Raw genomic sequence first — 18,010 nt, 5'->3', positions numbered from 1 at the left:
GAGTTTTCATGCGTTCAGTACAAGATGCACTATATAATTGGTTAACAATTAAAACAGTTGCGGAAGCACGTCCAAATGATAGTGCTGCAAAAGAAACATATTTGTTATTTCAAAATATGATATATGAAGAACATAAATTAAGAAATGTGGAAGTCGAAAAGAACGAGGAAATGTATTTAATTACATATGAAATAAATGGAGAACGGAAATCTGCAAGGTTTCCGTTAGAAGCCATTGATTGTTTTTTGGATCAGATGAATCGTGAACCAGAAAAATATAAATAAGTCCTTATCTATATGAGTAAGGACTTATTTACATTTTACCAATCATCTTCGATTTTTTTATCACGATATAATCGGAAATTACCACTTGCATGACGTTCCATTGTACGCTCTGCAATTCGTTCCGAACATTCCATGCACATATATGTATGAATAGGGCGATTACGCAGTTTTTTTGCCATAGGATTTTCATCATCTAACATATCTTTTTTATCACAAATCATACATTTGACTCTCATTTCGTCACCTCAATACGAATTCTATCAGTATAAGTATATCATGGAAGTATAATGTTTTTGAATAATAGCGGGAAAAAATAATATTTTCGCAATTCAAAAAATAAGTTATGATAAGGATATACCAAGTATGTTTGGAGGTGAAAATATGGCGAATGTAGTAGAGCCTACCTTAACAGAGGATTTAGTACAAACGTTGCGTAAAGAGTGTATTGTTATGATAGCAACGACAGATTTCGAAAAACAAGTTCCTAACGTAAGTGCTATTTCTTGGGTGTATGCAGTGAGTAAAACTAGTATTCGATTTGCAGTAGATCAACGTTCACGTATTGTGGAAAATATACGTCATAATACAGGTGTGGTATTGACTATAATGGCGAATGAATCCGTATTTTCTATAAGTGGTGCAAGTGAAATTTTGACAGATAGAATGGAAGGTATTTCTCTAAAATTAACTGTAATAGAAGTAAATGTGCAAGAAGTGCGTGATGTTATGTTTTATGGAGCGAAACTTGCAATTGAACCAACATATGAAAAAACATATGAAAAAACATATGATCTTCGGGCAGCGAAAAAGCTGGATAATGAAGTGTTAGTAGGGATAAGAGAATTATAAAGGTGCTAAATAGGAAATTCGTTTATTCACTTTTGTAATCGGTTATTGTGATTTAACGTTAATAATTATAATAAAAAGTAATATATTGAATAGAAATGAATAAAGAATAAATAAAAGGTTTAATGACTATGATTTTCGATTCTACCTCGTTTACACGGTACATATAATTATAACAATGGTTCGTCCATATTTTATGGATGAAACCCTTGTTCTACAAATTTAAAAGTGGAGTCAGGGGGTAACAGGTTGGATAAAATTTATGTGTTAGATACGAATGTACTTTTGCAGGATCCTTTATCTATTTTTTCATTTGAAACCAATGAAGTAGTGATTCCAGCAGTTGTATTAGAAGAGGTTGATTCGAAAAAACGTTATATGGATGAAGTAGGACGAAACGCTCGTTATGTATCTAAGTTAATAGATAAATTTCGTGAAATAGGAAAGCTGCATGAAAGTATCCCGCTAGAAAACGGCGGAACATTTCGTATTGAATTGAACCATCGTTCATTTGTGCAACTACAAGATATTTTTGTAGAAAAAACAAATGATAATCGAATTTTAGCTGTAGCAAAAAATCTATCTTTAGAAGAACAGGAAAAAGAGGACGGGAAGTCTGTTATTTTAGTAAGTAAAGATGTACTCGTAAGGGTAAAAGCTGATGCAATTGGTTTGAAGGCTGAAGATTATTTAAGTGATCGCGTAATTGAAGTAGAAAATATATATTCTGGCTTTTTAGAAGGATATATATCAAAAGAACAATTGGATTATTTTTATGAGAAAGGTGAATTGCCTCTATCTGAAATTGCGAATCATCCTTTTTACCCAAATCAATTTGTAGTAATGAAAGATGCATTGGGAGGCTCTAGTTCTGCGCTTGGCATTGTGGATCACTTAGGTAAAAAGGTAAAGAAACTTATTTTTCACAATGAACAAGTGTGGGGGATACGACCACGAAACGTGCAGCAAATTATGGGATTAGAATTGTTGCTTCGTGAAGATATTCCGCTTGTAACGTTAACGGGGAAAGCCGGCACAGGAAAAACGTTACTTGCGTTAGCTTCGGGACTTATGCAAACAGAAGACTTAGGATTATATAAAAAATTACTTGTGGCAAGACCAATTGTTCCAGTCGGAAAAGATATCGGTTATTTACCAGGAGAAAAAGAAGAAAAGTTAAGACCATGGATGCAGCCAATTTTTGATAACCTAGAGTATTTATTTAATACGAAAAAGCCAGGAGAGTTAGATGCTATTTTAGCTGGAATGGGTTCGATTGAAGTAGAAGCCCTTACTTATATACGCGGGAGAAGTATTCCAGATCAGTTCATTATCATTGACGAAGCACAAAATTTAACAAAGCATGAAGTGAAAACGATATTAACTAGGGTAGGGGAAAAGAGTAAGATTGTATTGATGGGAGATCCTCAGCAAATTGATCACCCATATTTAGATGAATATAATAATGGCTTAACGTATGTTGTAGAGAAGTTTAAAGAACAGCGTATTAGTGGTCATGTGAAGTTTGTTAAAGGGGAGCGATCTAATTTAGCTCAACTAGCAGCAGATTTATTGTAAAAAGGAGTGAGCTTAAGCTCACTCCTTTTCTTTAAATAATTGTAAATTTACGGATGTTACGGATTGGATTTTGTCTATTAGATCCATCATTGTAATATAGATGAACAGGTCCATCCTCTTTTAATGGCTTCCCTTCTTTTGAAAAACCAAGAATAGCATTTTCGACAGTTTCTAATGGAAGTATTAATGTTTGTTCTACTGTTTCAATTTCAACTTGCGTAGCGTCCTCTAAAATTTCAGCGTTAGCAAGGAATGGATGAAGTGGTATACCAAATGTTCCAGTAATCAGCTGTTCTTTTTTATATTTCTTCACACTTTGCTGTATTGGGGGAAAAGCGGCACCATCACGGATTTCGCGATCCCAATGTTCTGAAGTGTTTTTTAAATAAGTTTCTAGTTCAGACGTGTTTTCTCTAGTTTCATCAAAGTAAGTTGTCAAATCTACTTTTCGATCATCAAAGATCCAAACAGTTGGATCAATAGTAATTGGAAAACGTACTTTTCCGTTAATAAATAAAATTTCGCTCATTGTTGTTCCCCCATTTGTGTTATACTCCCACTTTTCAGTATAATAGTATTAGACACTGTTGTCACAAAAAATGTTTCTATTGCAATTTATTAAAACTATCGCTAATATTAATAGATAGGATATAGGAGAGTAGGACGGAAACGGAGGGAATCAATTTGGCGTCTGAGACAGTAGCAAATCATCAGGAAAAGGCACTAGCCCTTCTACAAGCGGATGCAGAGAAGATTTTAAGACTTATTAAGGTGCAAATGGACCATCTTACAATGCCGCAATGTCCATTATATGAAGAAGTGTTAGACACACAAATGTTTGGACTATCCCGCGAGGTCGATTTTGCAGTTCGCCTTGGTCTTATTGCAGAAGAACAAGGGAAAGCAATGTTAGGTGAGCTCGAACGTGAGTTATCTGCACTTCATGAAGCGTTTACAAACAAACAACAATAACGGGTTCAAATAAGGGGGCTCAAACTAAATTAGTTTGAGCTTTTTATTTGTATAATAAAGCAGGAAGAACCAATGTACATATGGAATACAACAATAATTAAATTGAAACAGAAAGAGGAAATGAAATGAAAAAAGTATGGAAATCAATGGATTATTCATTATTACTTCCTCTTGTTATCTTATGTGTGCTGGGAGTAATAATGGTATATAGTTCTAGTTCCATTGTTGCGATTTCGAGGCATAACTGGCCGGCAAATTACTTTTTTAAAAAACAATTAATAACTTTAGCTATCGGAACGGTATTGTTAGTGATTGTAGCTTCGTTACCTTATAAGTTTTGGAGGAAACGAATAATTTTATCGGCGATGGGGCTAGGGAGTATTGCTTTACTAGCAGCAGCCTTGATTTTTGGTAAGGAAATAAATGGTGCAAAAGGTTGGATATTAGGTATACAGCCCGCTGAATTTGTTAAACTATCGATTATTATTATATTAGCTCGCTTTTTTGCAAGGAGACAAGAGACAAATACACCTGTTTTTAAAGGGTCGGGACTTACACTTGGTTTTGTTGGAATGGCAATGTTTTTAATTTTAAAGCAAAATGATTTAGGTACCGATTTGTTAATTGCAGCAACAGTAGGGATTATGTTTCTTTGTTCAGGAGTACGGATTAATTTATGGATTAAACGAATTGTTTTAACTTCTATAGTATGGATTCCAGCTCTATATTTTTTGGCTAATTATAAATTAAGTGGATACCAAAAGGCACGTTTTTCAGTTTTCCTTGATCCATTCAATGATCCTCAAAATGATGGATTCCAATTAGTAAATTCTTTTATTGGAATTGCTTCAGGAGGGCTTAATGGTAGAGGATTAGGAAATAGTGTGCAAAAATATGGATATTTACCAGAACCGCAAACAGATTTTATTATGGCTATTATATCTGAAGAATTAGGTTTTATTGGTGTAGCTATTATTTTAATTTGCTTGCTACTTATTATTATTCGTTCATTCAGGATTGCTCAAAAATGTAACGATCCTTTTGGAAGTTTAATTGCAATCGGAATTGCAAGTTTAATAGGAGTACAAACTTTTGTTAATGTTGGTGGTATGTCTGGATTAATACCGCTTACGGGAGTACCTTTACCGTTTATTAGTTATGGCGGGAGTTCCTTAATAGCTAATCTACTTGCAATGGGAATACTACTCAATATTGCTAGTCACGTGAAACGACAAGAGAAACAACAGAATGGTGTAATGAAAGAAAGAGAACAAAATGGACCACATCTTGTAGTTGTAAAATAAAAACACATTGTGCTTAGAGCATGATGTGTTTTTTATTTTTAAGTAGTTTTAAATGTGATGTATTAATATATCTTTCAGTTAAAAAATATATCACATTAAGTTTAATGTGATATACAATTAAGTTGTTAGAAAAGGAGGAGGTATGCTATACTATTTTTGTGAAACAAATTGTACAGAAAACTTATCATTTGTTAAAAAATAAGGTATGATGGATAAAAATAAAGTGAAGCTTTCTAAGTATAATATAATGTGGAAAGTGAAGAACTTCACGCTTTTTAAGGTGTGTATATATTTTATCTCTAGAGTGGTAGGAAAGTAGAGGGGGAAAATCATGACAAAGCTGCAACGTATTCAAAAAGTATTGGTAGCTAACCGTGGAGAGATTGCAATTCGTGTGTTTCGAGCTTGTTCGGAACTAGGATTAAAAACAGTTGCAATCTATTCTAAAGAGGATAGTGGTTCTTATCATCGCTATAAAGCCGATGAGTCCTATTTAGTTGGGGAAGGAAAAAAACCAATTGATGCTTATCTAGATATTGAAGGCATTATTGAGATTGCAAAAAGTAATCATGTAGATGCAATCCACCCTGGATATGGTTTCTTGTCAGAAAATATTCAATTCGCGAAACGTTGCGAAGAAGAAGGAATTATCTTTATCGGTCCAAAAAGTAAGCATTTAGATATGTTTGGAGATAAAGTGAAAGCAAGAACACAAGCGCAGCTAGCACAAATTCCAGTTATACCTGGTAGTGATGGTCCAGTAGATTCATTAGAAGAAGTCGAAAAATTTGCTGAAAAGTATGATTACCCGATTATTATTAAAGCGTCCCTTGGTGGTGGCGGTCGTGGTATGCGTATTGTGCGTACTAGTGAGGAATTAGGAGAATCATATAATCGAGCGAAATCAGAAGCGAAAGCAGCCTTTGGTAATGATGAAGTTTACGTCGAAAAATTCGTTGAAAAACCTAAACATATAGAAGTACAAATTTTAGCAGATGAAGAAGGTAATGTTGTTCATTTATACGAGCGTGACTGTTCTGTACAACGTCGTCATCAAAAAGTTGTAGAAATAGCACCGAGTGTATCACTTTCAGATGATTTGCGTCAGCGTATTTGTGATGCTGCTGTGAAGTTAACGAAAAATGTAAACTATTTAAATGCAGGAACAGTAGAATTCCTTGTAAAAGATGATGAGTTTTACTTTATTGAAGTAAATCCACGTGTTCAAGTAGAACATACGATTACAGAAATGATTACAGGAGTAGATATCGTTCAATCACAAATTTTAATAGCTGATGGACATTCATTACATAGCAAAATGGTAGGTGTGCCGAAGCAAGAGGAAGTAGTTGTGCATGGATTTGCAATTCAATCTCGTGTAACAACTGAAGATCCGCTAAATAATTTTATGCCGGATACAGGAAAAATTATGGCGTATCGATCAGGCGGTGGTTTTGGTGTGCGTCTTGATACAGGAAATAGCTTCCAAGGTGCAGTTATTACACCGTACTACGATTCTTTACTTGTAAAAGTTACAACTTGGGCACTTACTTTTGAGCAAGCTGCTGCAAAAATGGAACGTAACTTAAAAGAATTCCGTATTCGTGGTATTAAAACAAATATTCCATTCTTAGAGAATGTAGTAAAACATAAAAACTTCTTATCAGGGGAATATGATACGTCGTTTATTGACGCGTCACCGGAACTGTTCTTGTTCCCGAAACGTAAAGACCGTGGAACAAAAATGTTAAATTATATTGGCACAGTAACAGTAAATGGTTTCCCAGGAGTAGGGAAAAAAGAAAAACCAATATTCCCAGATGCTCGTATTCCATGTTTAAAACATTCAGAGCCAATTCAAAATGGAACGAAACAAATTTTGGACGAGCGTGGAGCAGACGGATTAGTAAAATGGGTACAGGATCAAAAACGTGTACTTTTAACGGATACAACATTCCGTGATGCACACCAGTCATTACTTGCAACTCGTATTCGTACAAAAGATTTACATCAAATTGCGGAGCCAACAGCGAGAATGTTACCGAACCTATTCTCAGCGGAAATGTGGGGCGGTGCAACGTTTGATGTTGCGTATCGTTTCTTAAAAGAAGATCCATGGGAACGATTACTAGATCTTCGTGAAAAAATGCCGAACGTGTTATTCCAAATGTTACTTCGTTCTTCAAACGCAGTTGGATACAAAAACTATCCAGATAATTTAATCCAAAAATTTGTGGAATGTTCTGCTCAAGCTGGCATTGATGTATTCCGTATTTTTGATAGCTTAAACTGGGTGGAAGGCATGAGAGTTGCAATTGATGCTGTACGAGACACTGGTAAAATTGCAGAAGCAACAATGTGCTACACAGGAGATATTCATGATCCACTGCGTAGTAAATATGATTTAAATTACTATAAAAATTTAGCAAAAGAGTTAGAAGCATCAGGAGCTCATATTTTAGGTATTAAAGATATGGCGGGCTTACTAAAACCAAATGCAGCATATGATTTAGTTTCTGCATTAAAAGAGACAGTGTCGATTCCAATTCATCTGCACACGCACGATACGAGTGGAAATGGTATATTAACGTATACGAAGGCAATTGAAGCAGGTGTTGATATCGTCGATGTAGCAGTGAGTTCTATGGCTGGTCAAACGTCACAACCAAGTGCGAACACGCTATACTATGCGTTAGGCGGAAACGAAAGACAACCAGATGTTAATATAGATTCTTTAGAAAAACTATCTCATTATTGGGAAGATGTACGCAAATACTATGCACCGTTTGAAAGTGGTATGAATGCGCCTCATACAGAGGTATATATGCATGAAATGCCGGGTGGGCAGTATAGTAATCTTCAGCAACAAGCGAAAGCGGTTGGTTTAGGAGATCGTTTCGATGAAGTGAAAGTAATGTACCGCCGTGTGAATGACATGTTTGGAGATATTGTAAAAGTAACGCCATCATCAAAAGTTGTTGGTGATATGGCATTATTTATGGTTCAAAACCATCTGACAGAACAGGATGTTTTAGAGCGTGGGCATGCGATGGACTTCCCAGGGTCTGTTGTTGAAATGTTCTCGGGTGATTTAGGTCAACCGTACGGTGGTTTCCCGAAAGAATTACAAAAGATTATTTTAAAAGGAAAAGAGCCATTAACAGTAAGACCAGGTGAATTACTAGAGCCAGTAGACTTTGAAGCGTTAAAAGAAGAATTATTCCATAAAATTGGACGCGAAGTAACGATTTTTGATGTAGTTGCATATGCTTTATATCCAAAAGTATTTATGGACTATGAAAAAGTTGCTGAGCTTTATGGAAATGTATCTGTACTTGATACACCGACGTTCTTCTATGGTATGAGACTAGGTGAAGAAATTGATGTAGAAATTGAACAGGGTAAGACATTGATGGTTAAACTTGTATCAATTGGAGAACCACAGCCGGATGGACACCGTGTTCTTTACTTGGAATTTAACGGTCAACCACGTGAAATTATCGTGAAAGACGAGAGTGTAAAAGCAACAGTTGCACAACGTGTGAAAGGAAATCGTGAGAATCCAAATCATATTAGTGCAACGATGCCAGGAACGGTAATTAAAGTAGTTGTAAAAGAAGGCGATGAAGTGAAAAAAGGCGATTCTATGGCAATTACAGAAGCGATGAAAATGGAAACGACAGTTCAAGCGCCGTTTAATGGTAAAGTGAAAAAAGTATATGTTAACGATGGTGATGCAATTCAAACAGGTGATTTACTTATTGAATTAGATCACTAAAATAAGAAAAGAGCTGTGTAAATACAGCTCTTTTCTTATTGCAAAAAATCCCTTGCCGAATTGGCAAGGGATTTTAGTTTTAAATTATTTTGTTTGTTTAGAAGTTGATTCGGCTTCTTTTGCATTCACTTTACTTCTTGTTCCTAACATAACTAAATAGCATAGTACGGCAAACAAGCAAGAAATGAATAGAGAATGTAACAATGCCATTGCTAAACTAGCGTTTGTAAATACAACTAAAACTCCTACTACAGCTTGAAGTGTAACAAGGATAAATGAAATGATCCATCCCCAATATACTACAGGTTGCTGTTTGTAATGGCGGATAGCGAGAATCATCGCGTATAGTATCCAAGCGAAAATTAACATCGCTGCAACTCTATGGCCCATTTGAACCCATTCATGTAGTTGAGTTGGCATAGGTCTGTTTTTGCTACATAAAGGAAAGTCTGGACAGGCTAAGCTAGCTCGTTCGTGACGTACTAAAGCGCCTGTGTAGACGACGATATAACTGTAAATTGTTACACCATAAATATGAAATTTCATTTTTTTGTCCATAATAAGTGAACGTGCATCAAATTTTTGGTCAATTTCAAAGATAAGACACGTTAATAAAATGACAGAAGCAAATGAAATTAAGGAAATACCGAAATGGATAGCAAGTACAGCTGGCATTTGTCCCCAAACAACTGCTGCTGCTCCCATTAATGCTTGTGCAACTAAAAATACGAAGGATAAAATTGCTAACGTTTTTGTTTCACGCACATGTTTATAATATTTCCAGGACAAAATACAAAGGAGTGTGACAAGAATTCCAGCTGATCCGGATGTTAATCGGTGGCTAAGTTCAATAATAGTTTCCATTGATAAATTAGATGGAACAAATTCACCGTTACAAAGTGGCCATGATTTACCACAACCTTGACCAGAACCTGTTTTTGTAACTAAAGCGCCTCCTAATAAAACTATTAATAAATCAAGGCTTGTAATGACTGCTAACCATTTAATAAAGCGTTGCAATCTCTTTCACCATCTTTCTGCTATGAAGTTATTGCGAAATATTTTCATTCCATTATGTATAGAATAAAACGCGCTAGTTCCTATGATATATAAAAAATAATAAAATAGCAAAGAAATGGAGGGGGAAGGAAAGGGAGAGAAAATAGGTGTAAAAACAGGGTTCACAAGGAAAAAATTGGTTGGAAAATAGGCTATTTTGAAAAGAAATGGGGAGAATACGTGTTAAATAGGACAAAATAGTTTATTATAGAAGGTAACATCATGTTATGATAAGGACAAGTCAGAATGAAGTTTTTTATGTTCGACACAAAAAGTTCATGTTTTCTTCACAAAATGTTCGGGAAATATGATTTAATATATTGGAGTATGGGCGTAGATTAGTAGTAGAATGGGTTAACAATGTTTCTACTGTAATAATATTGCTATATAGAAGCGAATTATTTCATTTGAAATAGGCGCAAAAAGAAAGATGAAAGTTTTAAGAGGGGGTTAGAGTGATGAACCATGCAACAAGTGAGCTGCATGATGAGTCCGCTGTTACAAGTGTACCGGAAACAACTCGGTTACAAGATTTATCAGCACTCGTTAAAATGGGGATTGTAAACTCAAATACACTTACTGTATTTACAGGATTTTGGTTGGCATTACACTTTAATGGATTAAGTGTGATGGACAATCTGGATAAGCTATTTTTTACAATCGTTGGTTCAGGATTAATTATGGCGGGGGTATGTTGTTTAAATAACTACATCGATAGAGACATCGATCCGTTAATGGAAAGAACAAAGACACGTCCAACGGTTACTGGAAAGTATAAACCAGGATTTGCACTTACATTTGGACTAGTTATATTACTTCTTGGATTTGTATTCTTATTATTAACAACACCAATGGCAGTTTTAATGGGATTTATTGGTGCTTTCACATATGTTGTCCTATATACTTTATGGACAAAGAGAAAGTATACACTAAATACTGTTGTAGGTAGTATATCTGGAGCAGTTCCACCTTTAATTGGATGGGCAGCAATCGATCCATCTTTAGGTCATCCAATTGCTTGGATGTTATTTTTAATTATGTTTATTTGGCAAATCCCACATTTCCTTGCATTAGCGATGAAACGTGTTGATGAATATCGAAATGCAGGAATTCCAATGCTTCCTGTAGTTCATGGATTTGAAATTACGAAACGCCAAATTATGATTTGGACAGTATGTTTATTACCACTACCATTTTATATGAGTGGACTAGGGATAACATTTATGGTAATTGCAACACTGCTTAACATCGGATGGATCGTTTTAGGATTTTATGGCTTCCGTAAGAAAGATGACATCAAATGGTCCGTGCAAATGTTTGTTTATTCCCTAAATTATTTAACAATCTTATTTGTATCAATGATTGTAGTTACATTCTTCTAAGACAACGACATAATTGGATTTCTTTACGTTGAGATTTACTTTACTTAACTATAAAGTACAATCTAATTCACAAGGAAAGTGGGGGTTGTTTGTATGAAGAAACAGTGGCGACTGCTTTCGTTCGTTTCACTGCTGGCTTTACTGTTAGGGGGATGCGGTAAAGCCTTTCAATCTACTTTAATTCCGCAAGGAGAGGTAGCAAAAATGCAATATGATTTACTTCTACTGGCGAGTGCAATCATGGTAGGAGTAGTGCTAGTAGTTACTATTATTTTCTTGTATGTAATTGTGCGTTTCCGCCAAAAGAAAGGCCAGGAAGATTATATTCCAGAGCAAGTTGAAGGGAATCACAAGCTAGAAATTATATGGACAGTTATTCCGATTATTCTTTTACTAATCTTAGCTGTTCCAACGGTTACATATACATTCAAACTTGCTGATGTAAGTGCGATGGAGAAAAAGAATATTGATAAAGATACTATCGTTGTTGATGTAACAGCGAATCTTTATTGGTGGGAATTTTCTTATAAATCAGAAAAGATAGTAACTTCGCAAGATTTGGTCATCCCCACAGGTAAGAAAGTGTATTTAAATTTGAAGGGTGCCGATATTAAACACTCATTTTGGGTTCCATCTTTAGCAGGGAAAATGGATACAAATACAGACAATGTGAACAAAATGTGGTTAAAGGCAGATAAATCGGGCACTTATAATGGTTTTTGTACCGAATTTTGCGGTCCATCACATTCTTTAATGCAATTTAAAGTGAAAGCTTTAGATGAAAGTGAGTACAAAAAATGGCTTGCTGATATGAAGAAGATTGATGGGAAGAAAGAAGTAGCTTCAACAAAGGCGCAAGAGGGCCAAGAAATATTTAATAAAAGCTGTATTGGTTGTCACGCAGTTGGATCTAATGATAGTAGACCACCTTCCGCTCGTATCGCACCAAACTTAGCAAACTTTGCGGATCGCGATATGGTTGCCGGTATTGCCGAAAACAATGAAGAAAACTTAAAAAAATGGCTGAAAGATCCTGAAAATATGAAGCCAGGAAACAAAATGACTGGCAAATATGGCAACTTAACGGATGATCAAATTGATGCATTAAATGCATACTTACAAACGTTAAAAGTTGAAAAGTAAAGAGGGATTATTCGCGAAGGGGAGGTTGAAAACGTGAGTTCTGTAGCAAAAAAACAGGGGATGGGTGCTGTCATATGGGATTATTTAACAACAGTAGACCATAAAAAGATTGCCATTCTCTATTTAATTGCAGGTGGATTGTTTTTTGTAATAGGCGGAATAGAAGCTCTATTTATTCGCCTTCAATTAGCGATTCCTAACAACGCTTTTCTTGTTGGGGATGCTTATAATCAAGTATTAACGATGCACGGTACAACAATGATTTTCCTCGCAGCTATGCCACTCGTGTTTGCATTTATGAACGCCGCTGTACCACTTCAAATTGGTGCACGTGATGTTGCGTTCCCGTTTTTGAATTCACTCGGATTTTGGTTATTTTTCTTTGGTGGAGTATTTTTAAATTTAAGTTGGTTTTTAGGTGGAGCACCTGATGCAGGATGGACATCTTATGCATCTTTAGCTTTAGCCTCTAAAGGTCATGGGGTTGATTTCTATGTACTTGGCTTGCAAATTTCAGGTATTGGTACATTAATTGGAGGTATCAACTTCCTTGTAACCATTATTAATATGCGTGCGCCAGGGATGACGTATATGCGTATGCCGATGTTTACATGGACGACATTTGTAACATCTTCGCTTATATTATTTGCTTTTCCGCCGTTAACTGTAGGATTAGGACTTTTAATGTTAGATCGCTTATTTGGAACAAGTTTCTTTAATCCAGCGCTGGGCGGGAATACAATTATATGGGAGCATTTATTCTGGATTTTTGGTCATCCAGAGGTATACATTCTTATACTTCCAGCTTTCGGAATATTCTCGGAAATCTTCGCGACATTTTCGAAAAAACGATTATTCGGTTATTCGTCGATGGTGTTTGCGACAGTATTAATTGGATTTTTAGGATTTATGGTATGGGCTCACCATATGTTTACAGTTGGGCTTGGTCCAGTTGCAAATGCTATTTTCTCAGTTGCAACAATGGCGATTGCAGTTCCGACCGGTATTAAAATATTCAACTGGCTCTTTACAATGTGGGGCGGAAGTATTCGCTTCACGACACCAATGATGTGGGCAGTAGCTTTCATTCCATCATTCGTAATGGGTGGAGTTACAGGGGTTATGCTAGCATCTGCACCAGCTGATTATCAATTTCATGATAACTATTTCGTAGTAGCGCATTTTCATTATGTAATCGTTGGCGGTGTTGTATTTGGTTTACTTGCAGGAGCTCATTATTATTGGCCACTGATGTTTAATAAAGTATTAAATGAAACATTAGGAAAGATAACGTTTTGGCTATTCTTTATCGGCTTCCATTTAACGTTCTTTATTCAGCATTTCCTTGGCTTGATTGGTATGCCGCGTCGTTACTACACATATCTTGAAGGGCAAGGGTTGGAAATGGGGAATATGATTAGTTCTATCGGAGCGGTATTTATGGCTCTTGGAACGATTGTTCTTTTATTCAATGTAATTAAAACGACAGTATCAAAAGAAAAAGCTGGTCGTGATCCGTGGGATGCACGTACATTAGAATGGACAATGCCGGCACCGACACCAGAATATAACTTTAAACAATTACCATTTGTTCGCGGATTAGATCCGTTTTGGATTGAAAAACGTGAAGGTAATAAAGAGATGACAGCAGCGGAACCAGTTGGTGATATTCATATGCCAAATCCTTCGTTTTCACCATTTGTCATTTCTTTCGGATTGTTTATAGCGGCATTTGGTGCGATGTATATGCAGGGCGGAAAAGATAAGTTTTGGTTATTAGTAGCAATTATTGGTTTAATCATTACATTTGGCGCAATGTTCCTACGTTCAGTAATCGATGATCATGGATATCATATTCATAAAGAAGATTTAGATGATAAGGGGGGCAAGGCATAATGCATGTAGATGAAAAATTAACGAATGAAACATTTCCAGCAGAGCCTGAAAAAGCAACCCTTGAAGGGAAAAATAAGTTTGTCGGTTTTTGGTTATTTCTTGGAGGCGAAACAGTGTTGTTCGCTTCCTTATTTGGCACATATTTAGCGTTAAAGAATTCTACAAATGGTGGACCAACATCTCAAGAGATGTTCCAAATGCCACTCGTTTTTATTATGACGATGCTTTTATTAACGAGTAGCTTAACGAGTGTATATGCGATGTATCACATGAAAAACTTTAACTTTAAGAAAATGCAACTTTGGTTACTAGTAACTGTATTGCTAGGTTTAGGCTTTTTAGGGTTTGAGATATATGAGTTTTATCATTATACACATGAATTTAAGCATACTATGAGAAGTAGTGCCTTTGGCTCTGCGTTTTATGCTCTTGTTGGTACACATGGACTCCACGTATTGTTTGGGTTATGTTGGATTTTAACATTAATCTTTAGAAATGCGAAGAGAGGTCTAAATTTATACAATGCACCGAAGTTTTATGTTGCATCGATTTATTGGCACTTTATTGACGTAGTTTGGGTGTTTATTTTCACTGTAGTATATTTAATGGGAATGGTGGGATAAACAATGGCGATAAAGCAAACGAATAATCCTAAAGTTGATCTTGTTTATCGGAAGAGAAAAAGTGCGGAGGAAATGAGGCATCAAGTTATTACGTTTGCATTAATGATTTTTTTAACATTAGTTGCATTTGTAGCGGTGGCGTATCCAAAAACTTTTAGTCCGACTTTCTCTGTACCGTTTATTTTACTATTAGCAGTGGTACAAGTAATTTTTCAATTGTATTATTTTATGCATATGAGTCATAAAGGACATGAAGCAGCAAGTTTCTTTCTTTACTCTGGTCTGCTAATAGGGTTAATTACAATTTTAGCTTTTATGACAATCGTGTGGATTTGAAAAGTGAAAAATAAGGGAGCTTGTGTTGTCACAGCTCCCTCTTCATATTATGAGATAACCTTACGAAGGTCGGTGTGAAAATGAGTAACTTGTGGATATTTGGTTTTCAGGCTTTATGGAGTCCAATCTTTTTATTATTTATGCTTTCGATTCTTATTGGGTACTTCTTAATTATTGGGCCATATAGAATGCGATTTGAAAATGCGACGAAGGTAAGTAAGAAGCAAATTTTTTATTTTACGACTGGTATTGTTCTTTTGTATTTTGTAAAGGGAGGGCCTCTTGATTTAATTGGCCATATTATATTTAGTGCTCATATGTTTGAAATGGCAGTCATGTATATTGCGGTTCCACCGTTACTGTTGCTTGGTATACCAATTTGGTTATATCGTTATATTACTTCTTTTAAGTTCGTTCAAGTTATATTAAAGGCATTTGCTAAACCACTTATTGCGTTGTTTGTATTTAACGGCCTGTTTTCTTTTTATCATTTACCAGTTGTTTTTGATACAGTAAAACAAAGTCAAATAGCTCATCCTATTTGTCTCGCTATATTGTTTTTTACAGCAATCATGATGTGGTGGCCGATGTTAAATCCATTACCAGGATATCAAACATTAAGTGATATAAAGAAACTTGGTTATATGTTTGCTAACGGCATATTATTAACGCCTGCTTGTGCGTTAATCATTTTTGCAACAGCCCCGCTATTTGCAACGTATACGGATCCGGCTGCTTGGATGAAAGCGATGGAACTATGTGTACCAGCGGGTACTTTATCTGATTTAAATATAACGGGACCAGAATTTTTGCACTGGATGCCAGTCGTACAAGACCAGCAAACTGGTGGTATCATAATGAAAATTGTCCAGGAAATAGTGTACGGTACAATTATAGGTTATGTATTCTTTAGATGGGCACGTAGAGAACGTGAAAAGGATAAGGAGCAGTTGCAACAATTGCCGCCATATTTACAGACTAAGTAAAAAAGTGTATGGGATTCCATACGCTTTTTTACTTAGTCACTTTAAAAAGATTGAATTTTCTAACTATTTGTGTTAAGTTAGTGAAGGCGTGTACTAAAAGTGGATATAAAATTTACTACTAGTTTTCATGCGTAATAATTCCATATGTAGTGCAAGTTTTTTAGAGAGTTACAAATATATATTGTTATATTTAATAAATACGAACTATTTTAAGGGGGAGTTTAAATGGGTAGTAGTGGAAGTATGGTAAAGCCGATTAGTGGTTTTTTGACAGCACTAATTCAATATCCAGTACCAGTAGTAGAGTCACGTGCAGACATTGATAAACAAATTCAACAAATCATAAAAACAATTCATTCGACCAAATCAGGTTACCCTGGATTAGAATTGATAGTATTTCCTGAATATAGTACACAAGGGCTAAATACAAAAAAATGGACTACAGAAGAATTTTTATGTACAGTGCCTGGGCCGGAAACAGACTTATTTGCTGAGGCATGTAAAGAATCTAAAGTATATGGTGTTTTTTCAATAATGGAGAAAAATCCTGATGGTGGAGAGCCATATAATACCGCAGTTATTATTGATCCACAAGGTGAGATGATTTTGAAGTATCGTAAGCTAAATCCTTGGGTGCCAGTCGAGCCTTGGAAAGCTGGAGATTTAGGCTTACCTGTTTGTGATGGACCTGGAGGAAGTAAATTAGCTGTTTGTATTTGTCATGATGGTATGTTCCCTGAAGTAGCTCGTGAAGCGGCCTATAAAGGTGCAAATGTCTTAATTCGTATTTCTGGATATAGTACACAAGTTAGTGAACAATGGATGCTAACCAATCGTTCAAATGCATGGCAGAATTTAATGTATACATTGTCGGTAAACTTAGCGGGTTATGATGGTGTATTTTATTACTTTGGTGAAGGACAAGTATGTAATTTTGATGGGACTACTTTAGTACAGGGACATCGAAATCCTTGGGAGATTGTTACTGCTGAAGTATATCCAGAACTAGCAGATCAAGCTAGATTAGGATGGGGATTGGAAAATAATATATATAATCTAGGTTCAAGAGGATATGTAGCAACTCCTGGTGGGGTGAAAGAAAATCCATATACGTTTGTAAAAGATTTAGCTGAAGGTAAATATAAGGTTCCTTGGGAAGAGGAGATTAAAGTAAAAGATGGATCTATTTATGGATATCCAGTAAAAAAAACGATTCATTCTTAGGGAAGGGAAATAAAACAAGCGCATCATATTGATGCGCTTATTTTTGTTAATCAATAATTTGAAATTCTTTTAACTCTTTTTCGACATTTTGTAGGAGTTGTTCGCTTTTTTGAAGTACATTCGTTGGGAAAGTCTCATCATCACCATATTCAACGCCGTGAGGATAATAATGTTTTCCTAATAAGGGGGGAAGTAGTTTTACTTCAGCATGTCTACTGCCAATGTCACCTTCAATAGCAACTCCTTGTACTCGTAAATAATAAACATCCTTTAATATTTCAAATTTATAATCGTATGTAACCCGTTCATAATCCCACTGTCCAGCAAGTACGAAGTGGTTGTTTTCCATGATTTCAGTTAAAAGAGTTAATTCAACGACGGCTCCATTAAATTTCGTATTTGTAAATTGCATATAATACCTCCTTTTTTAATGTTACACCATTATTTTTATAATAGTATGAATAATAAGAAAGTGCAATTCATATTGAGAGAAAAGGGATAATCCAGACTTTTTTCATAAAAATATGATATAGTGAAAAGAGTACGGTACACACAAAAAGAAAGAAATGGATTTGTGTATATCTCAATTTTATGTTTTG

The 18,010-nt window shown here is 35.5% G+C and carries 17 protein-coding genes; 13 read left to right on the top strand and 4 right to left on the bottom strand.

Annotated elements, in window-relative coordinates; translation table 11 throughout:
* Positions 1–8: 8 nt before the first annotated feature.
* Positions 9–284, top strand: coding sequence for a hypothetical protein (locus AXW78_RS18770; RefSeq protein WP_001258154.1), 276 nt, complete (start codon positions 9–11; stop codon positions 282–284).
* A gap of 35 nt (positions 285–319) precedes the next feature.
* Here AXW78_RS18770 and AXW78_RS18765 read toward each other — a convergent pair whose 3' ends face one another.
* Positions 320–520, bottom strand: a complete 201-nt coding sequence (locus tag AXW78_RS18765; protein WP_002082250.1) for a YlaI family protein — start codon at positions 518–520, stop codon at positions 320–322.
* Positions 521–665: 145 nt separating this feature from the next.
* Between AXW78_RS18765 and AXW78_RS18760 the strand changes: the two genes are divergently transcribed.
* Positions 666–1,133, top strand: coding sequence for a pyridoxamine 5'-phosphate oxidase family protein (locus tag AXW78_RS18760; protein WP_061884524.1), 468 nt, complete (start codon positions 666–668; stop codon positions 1,131–1,133).
* Positions 1,134–1,379: 246 nt separating this feature from the next.
* On the top strand, positions 1,380–2,708 hold the full coding sequence (locus AXW78_RS18755; protein ID WP_000358083.1) for a PhoH family protein: 1,329 nt from the start codon (positions 1,380–1,382) through the stop codon (positions 2,706–2,708).
* A 31-nt stretch (positions 2,709–2,739) separates the two neighbouring features.
* Here the strand turns inward: AXW78_RS18755 and AXW78_RS18750 are convergent, their stop codons facing one another.
* On the bottom strand, positions 2,740–3,237 hold the full coding sequence (locus AXW78_RS18750) for a hypothetical protein (RefSeq protein WP_001289812.1): 498 nt from the start codon (positions 3,235–3,237) through the stop codon (positions 2,740–2,742).
* A gap of 155 nt (positions 3,238–3,392) precedes the next feature.
* Between AXW78_RS18750 and AXW78_RS18745 the strand changes: the two genes are divergently transcribed.
* The 3 genes from AXW78_RS18745 (at position 3,393) to pyc (ending at position 8,762) form a co-directional block, all read left to right on the top strand.
* Positions 3,393–3,680, top strand: coding sequence for an Fpa/YlaN family protein (locus AXW78_RS18745; protein ID WP_000135694.1), 288 nt, complete (start codon positions 3,393–3,395; stop codon positions 3,678–3,680).
* Between the two features lie 125 nt (positions 3,681–3,805).
* A complete protein-coding gene (locus AXW78_RS18740) occupies positions 3,806–4,984 on the top strand; it encodes an FtsW/RodA/SpoVE family cell cycle protein (RefSeq protein WP_000758409.1) in 1,179 nt (392 codons plus the stop codon).
* Between the two features lie 331 nt (positions 4,985–5,315).
* Complete coding sequence (gene pyc, locus AXW78_RS18735) at positions 5,316–8,762, top strand: pyruvate carboxylase (RefSeq protein ID WP_000164057.1); 3,447 nt, start codon at positions 5,316–5,318, stop codon at positions 8,760–8,762.
* Between the two features lie 84 nt (positions 8,763–8,846).
* Here pyc and ctaA read toward each other — a convergent pair whose 3' ends face one another.
* On the bottom strand, positions 8,847–9,782 hold the full coding sequence (gene ctaA / locus AXW78_RS18730) for a heme A synthase (RefSeq protein WP_001188744.1): 936 nt from the start codon (positions 9,780–9,782) through the stop codon (positions 8,847–8,849).
* Between the two features lie 497 nt (positions 9,783–10,279).
* Between ctaA and ctaB the strand changes: the two genes are divergently transcribed.
* The 7 genes from ctaB to AXW78_RS18695 all read left to right on the top strand — a co-directional run bounded on the left by ctaB (position 10,280) and on the right by AXW78_RS18695 (position 17,411).
* Positions 10,280–11,203, top strand: a complete 924-nt coding sequence (gene ctaB, locus AXW78_RS18725; protein ID WP_001015061.1) for a protoheme IX farnesyltransferase — start codon at positions 10,280–10,282, stop codon at positions 11,201–11,203.
* A gap of 93 nt (positions 11,204–11,296) precedes the next feature.
* Positions 11,297–12,346, top strand: a complete 1,050-nt coding sequence (coxB, locus tag AXW78_RS18720; RefSeq protein WP_000745268.1) for a cytochrome c oxidase subunit II — start codon at positions 11,297–11,299, stop codon at positions 12,344–12,346.
* Positions 12,347–12,406: 60 nt separating this feature from the next.
* Positions 12,407–14,242, top strand: coding sequence for a cytochrome c oxidase subunit I (gene ctaD, locus AXW78_RS18715; RefSeq protein WP_153577875.1), 1,836 nt, complete (start codon positions 12,407–12,409; stop codon positions 14,240–14,242).
* A complete protein-coding gene (gene ctaE, locus AXW78_RS18710) occupies positions 14,242–14,865 on the top strand; it encodes a cytochrome c oxidase subunit III (RefSeq protein ID WP_000557861.1) in 624 nt (207 codons plus the stop codon). Before ctaD ends, ctaE begins: the two co-directional genes overlap by 1 nt.
* A gap of 3 nt (positions 14,866–14,868) precedes the next feature.
* Positions 14,869–15,201 (top strand): cytochrome c oxidase subunit IVB, encoded by a 333-nt coding sequence (gene ctaF, locus AXW78_RS18705; RefSeq protein ID WP_000985708.1) that lies wholly within the window; start codon positions 14,869–14,871, stop codon positions 15,199–15,201.
* An 80-nt stretch (positions 15,202–15,281) separates the two neighbouring features.
* Positions 15,282–16,187 carry a cytochrome c oxidase assembly factor CtaG gene (gene ctaG, locus AXW78_RS18700; RefSeq protein ID WP_061884523.1) on the top strand — a complete coding sequence of 302 codons (906 nt, stop codon included), beginning with the start codon at positions 15,282–15,284 and terminating at the stop codon, positions 16,185–16,187.
* 225 nt (positions 16,188–16,412) lie between these two features.
* Positions 16,413–17,411, top strand: coding sequence for a formamidase (locus AXW78_RS18695; RefSeq protein ID WP_000535803.1), 999 nt, complete (start codon positions 16,413–16,415; stop codon positions 17,409–17,411).
* A gap of 46 nt (positions 17,412–17,457) precedes the next feature.
* Here the strand turns inward: AXW78_RS18695 and AXW78_RS18690 are convergent, their stop codons facing one another.
* The gene (locus AXW78_RS18690; protein ID WP_001160946.1) at positions 17,458–17,823 is read right to left on the bottom strand and encodes a YugN family protein; all 366 of its coding nucleotides are present in this window, start codon (positions 17,821–17,823) and stop codon (positions 17,458–17,460) included.
* Between the last annotated feature and the right edge of the window lie 187 nt (positions 17,824–18,010).

Origin of the sequence: Bacillus thuringiensis, from assembly GCF_001595725.1 — a bacterium.
In the GTDB taxonomy this organism is placed as follows: Bacteria; Bacillota; Bacilli; order Bacillales; family Bacillaceae_G; genus Bacillus_A; species Bacillus_A thuringiensis_K.
Note: the sequence above shows the minus strand (reverse complement) of the source record. Positions and strands in the feature narration are given on the sequence as shown.

Coding starts and splice junctions, on each gene's coding strand:
- ctaE (WP_000557861.1), top strand. CDS start 14,242: ATGCATGTAGATGAAAAATTAACGAATGAAACATTTCCAGCAGAGCCT.
- AXW78_RS18760 (WP_061884524.1), top strand. CDS start 666: ATGGCGAATGTAGTAGAGCCTACCTTAACAGAGGATTTAGTACAAACG.
- AXW78_RS18740 (WP_000758409.1), top strand. CDS start 3,806: ATGAAAAAAGTATGGAAATCAATGGATTATTCATTATTACTTCCTCTT.
- AXW78_RS18695 (WP_000535803.1), top strand. CDS start 16,413: ATGGGTAGTAGTGGAAGTATGGTAAAGCCGATTAGTGGTTTTTTGACA.
- ctaG (WP_061884523.1), top strand. CDS start 15,282: ATGAGTAACTTGTGGATATTTGGTTTTCAGGCTTTATGGAGTCCAATC.
- AXW78_RS18750 (WP_001289812.1), bottom strand. CDS start 3,237: ATGAGCGAAATTTTATTTATTAACGGAAAAGTACGTTTTCCAATTACT.
- coxB (WP_000745268.1), top strand. CDS start 11,297: ATGAAGAAACAGTGGCGACTGCTTTCGTTCGTTTCACTGCTGGCTTTA.
- AXW78_RS18765 (WP_002082250.1), bottom strand. CDS start 520: ATGAGAGTCAAATGTATGATTTGTGATAAAAAAGATATGTTAGATGAT.
- ctaD (WP_153577875.1), top strand. CDS start 12,407: ATGGGTGCTGTCATATGGGATTATTTAACAACAGTAGACCATAAAAAG.
- ctaF (WP_000985708.1), top strand. CDS start 14,869: ATGGCGATAAAGCAAACGAATAATCCTAAAGTTGATCTTGTTTATCGG.
- pyc (WP_000164057.1), top strand. CDS start 5,316: ATGACAAAGCTGCAACGTATTCAAAAAGTATTGGTAGCTAACCGTGGA.
- ctaB (WP_001015061.1), top strand. CDS start 10,280: ATGAACCATGCAACAAGTGAGCTGCATGATGAGTCCGCTGTTACAAGT.
- AXW78_RS18690 (WP_001160946.1), bottom strand. CDS start 17,823: ATGCAATTTACAAATACGAAATTTAATGGAGCCGTCGTTGAATTAACT.
- AXW78_RS18770 (WP_001258154.1), top strand. CDS start 9: ATGCGTTCAGTACAAGATGCACTATATAATTGGTTAACAATTAAAACA.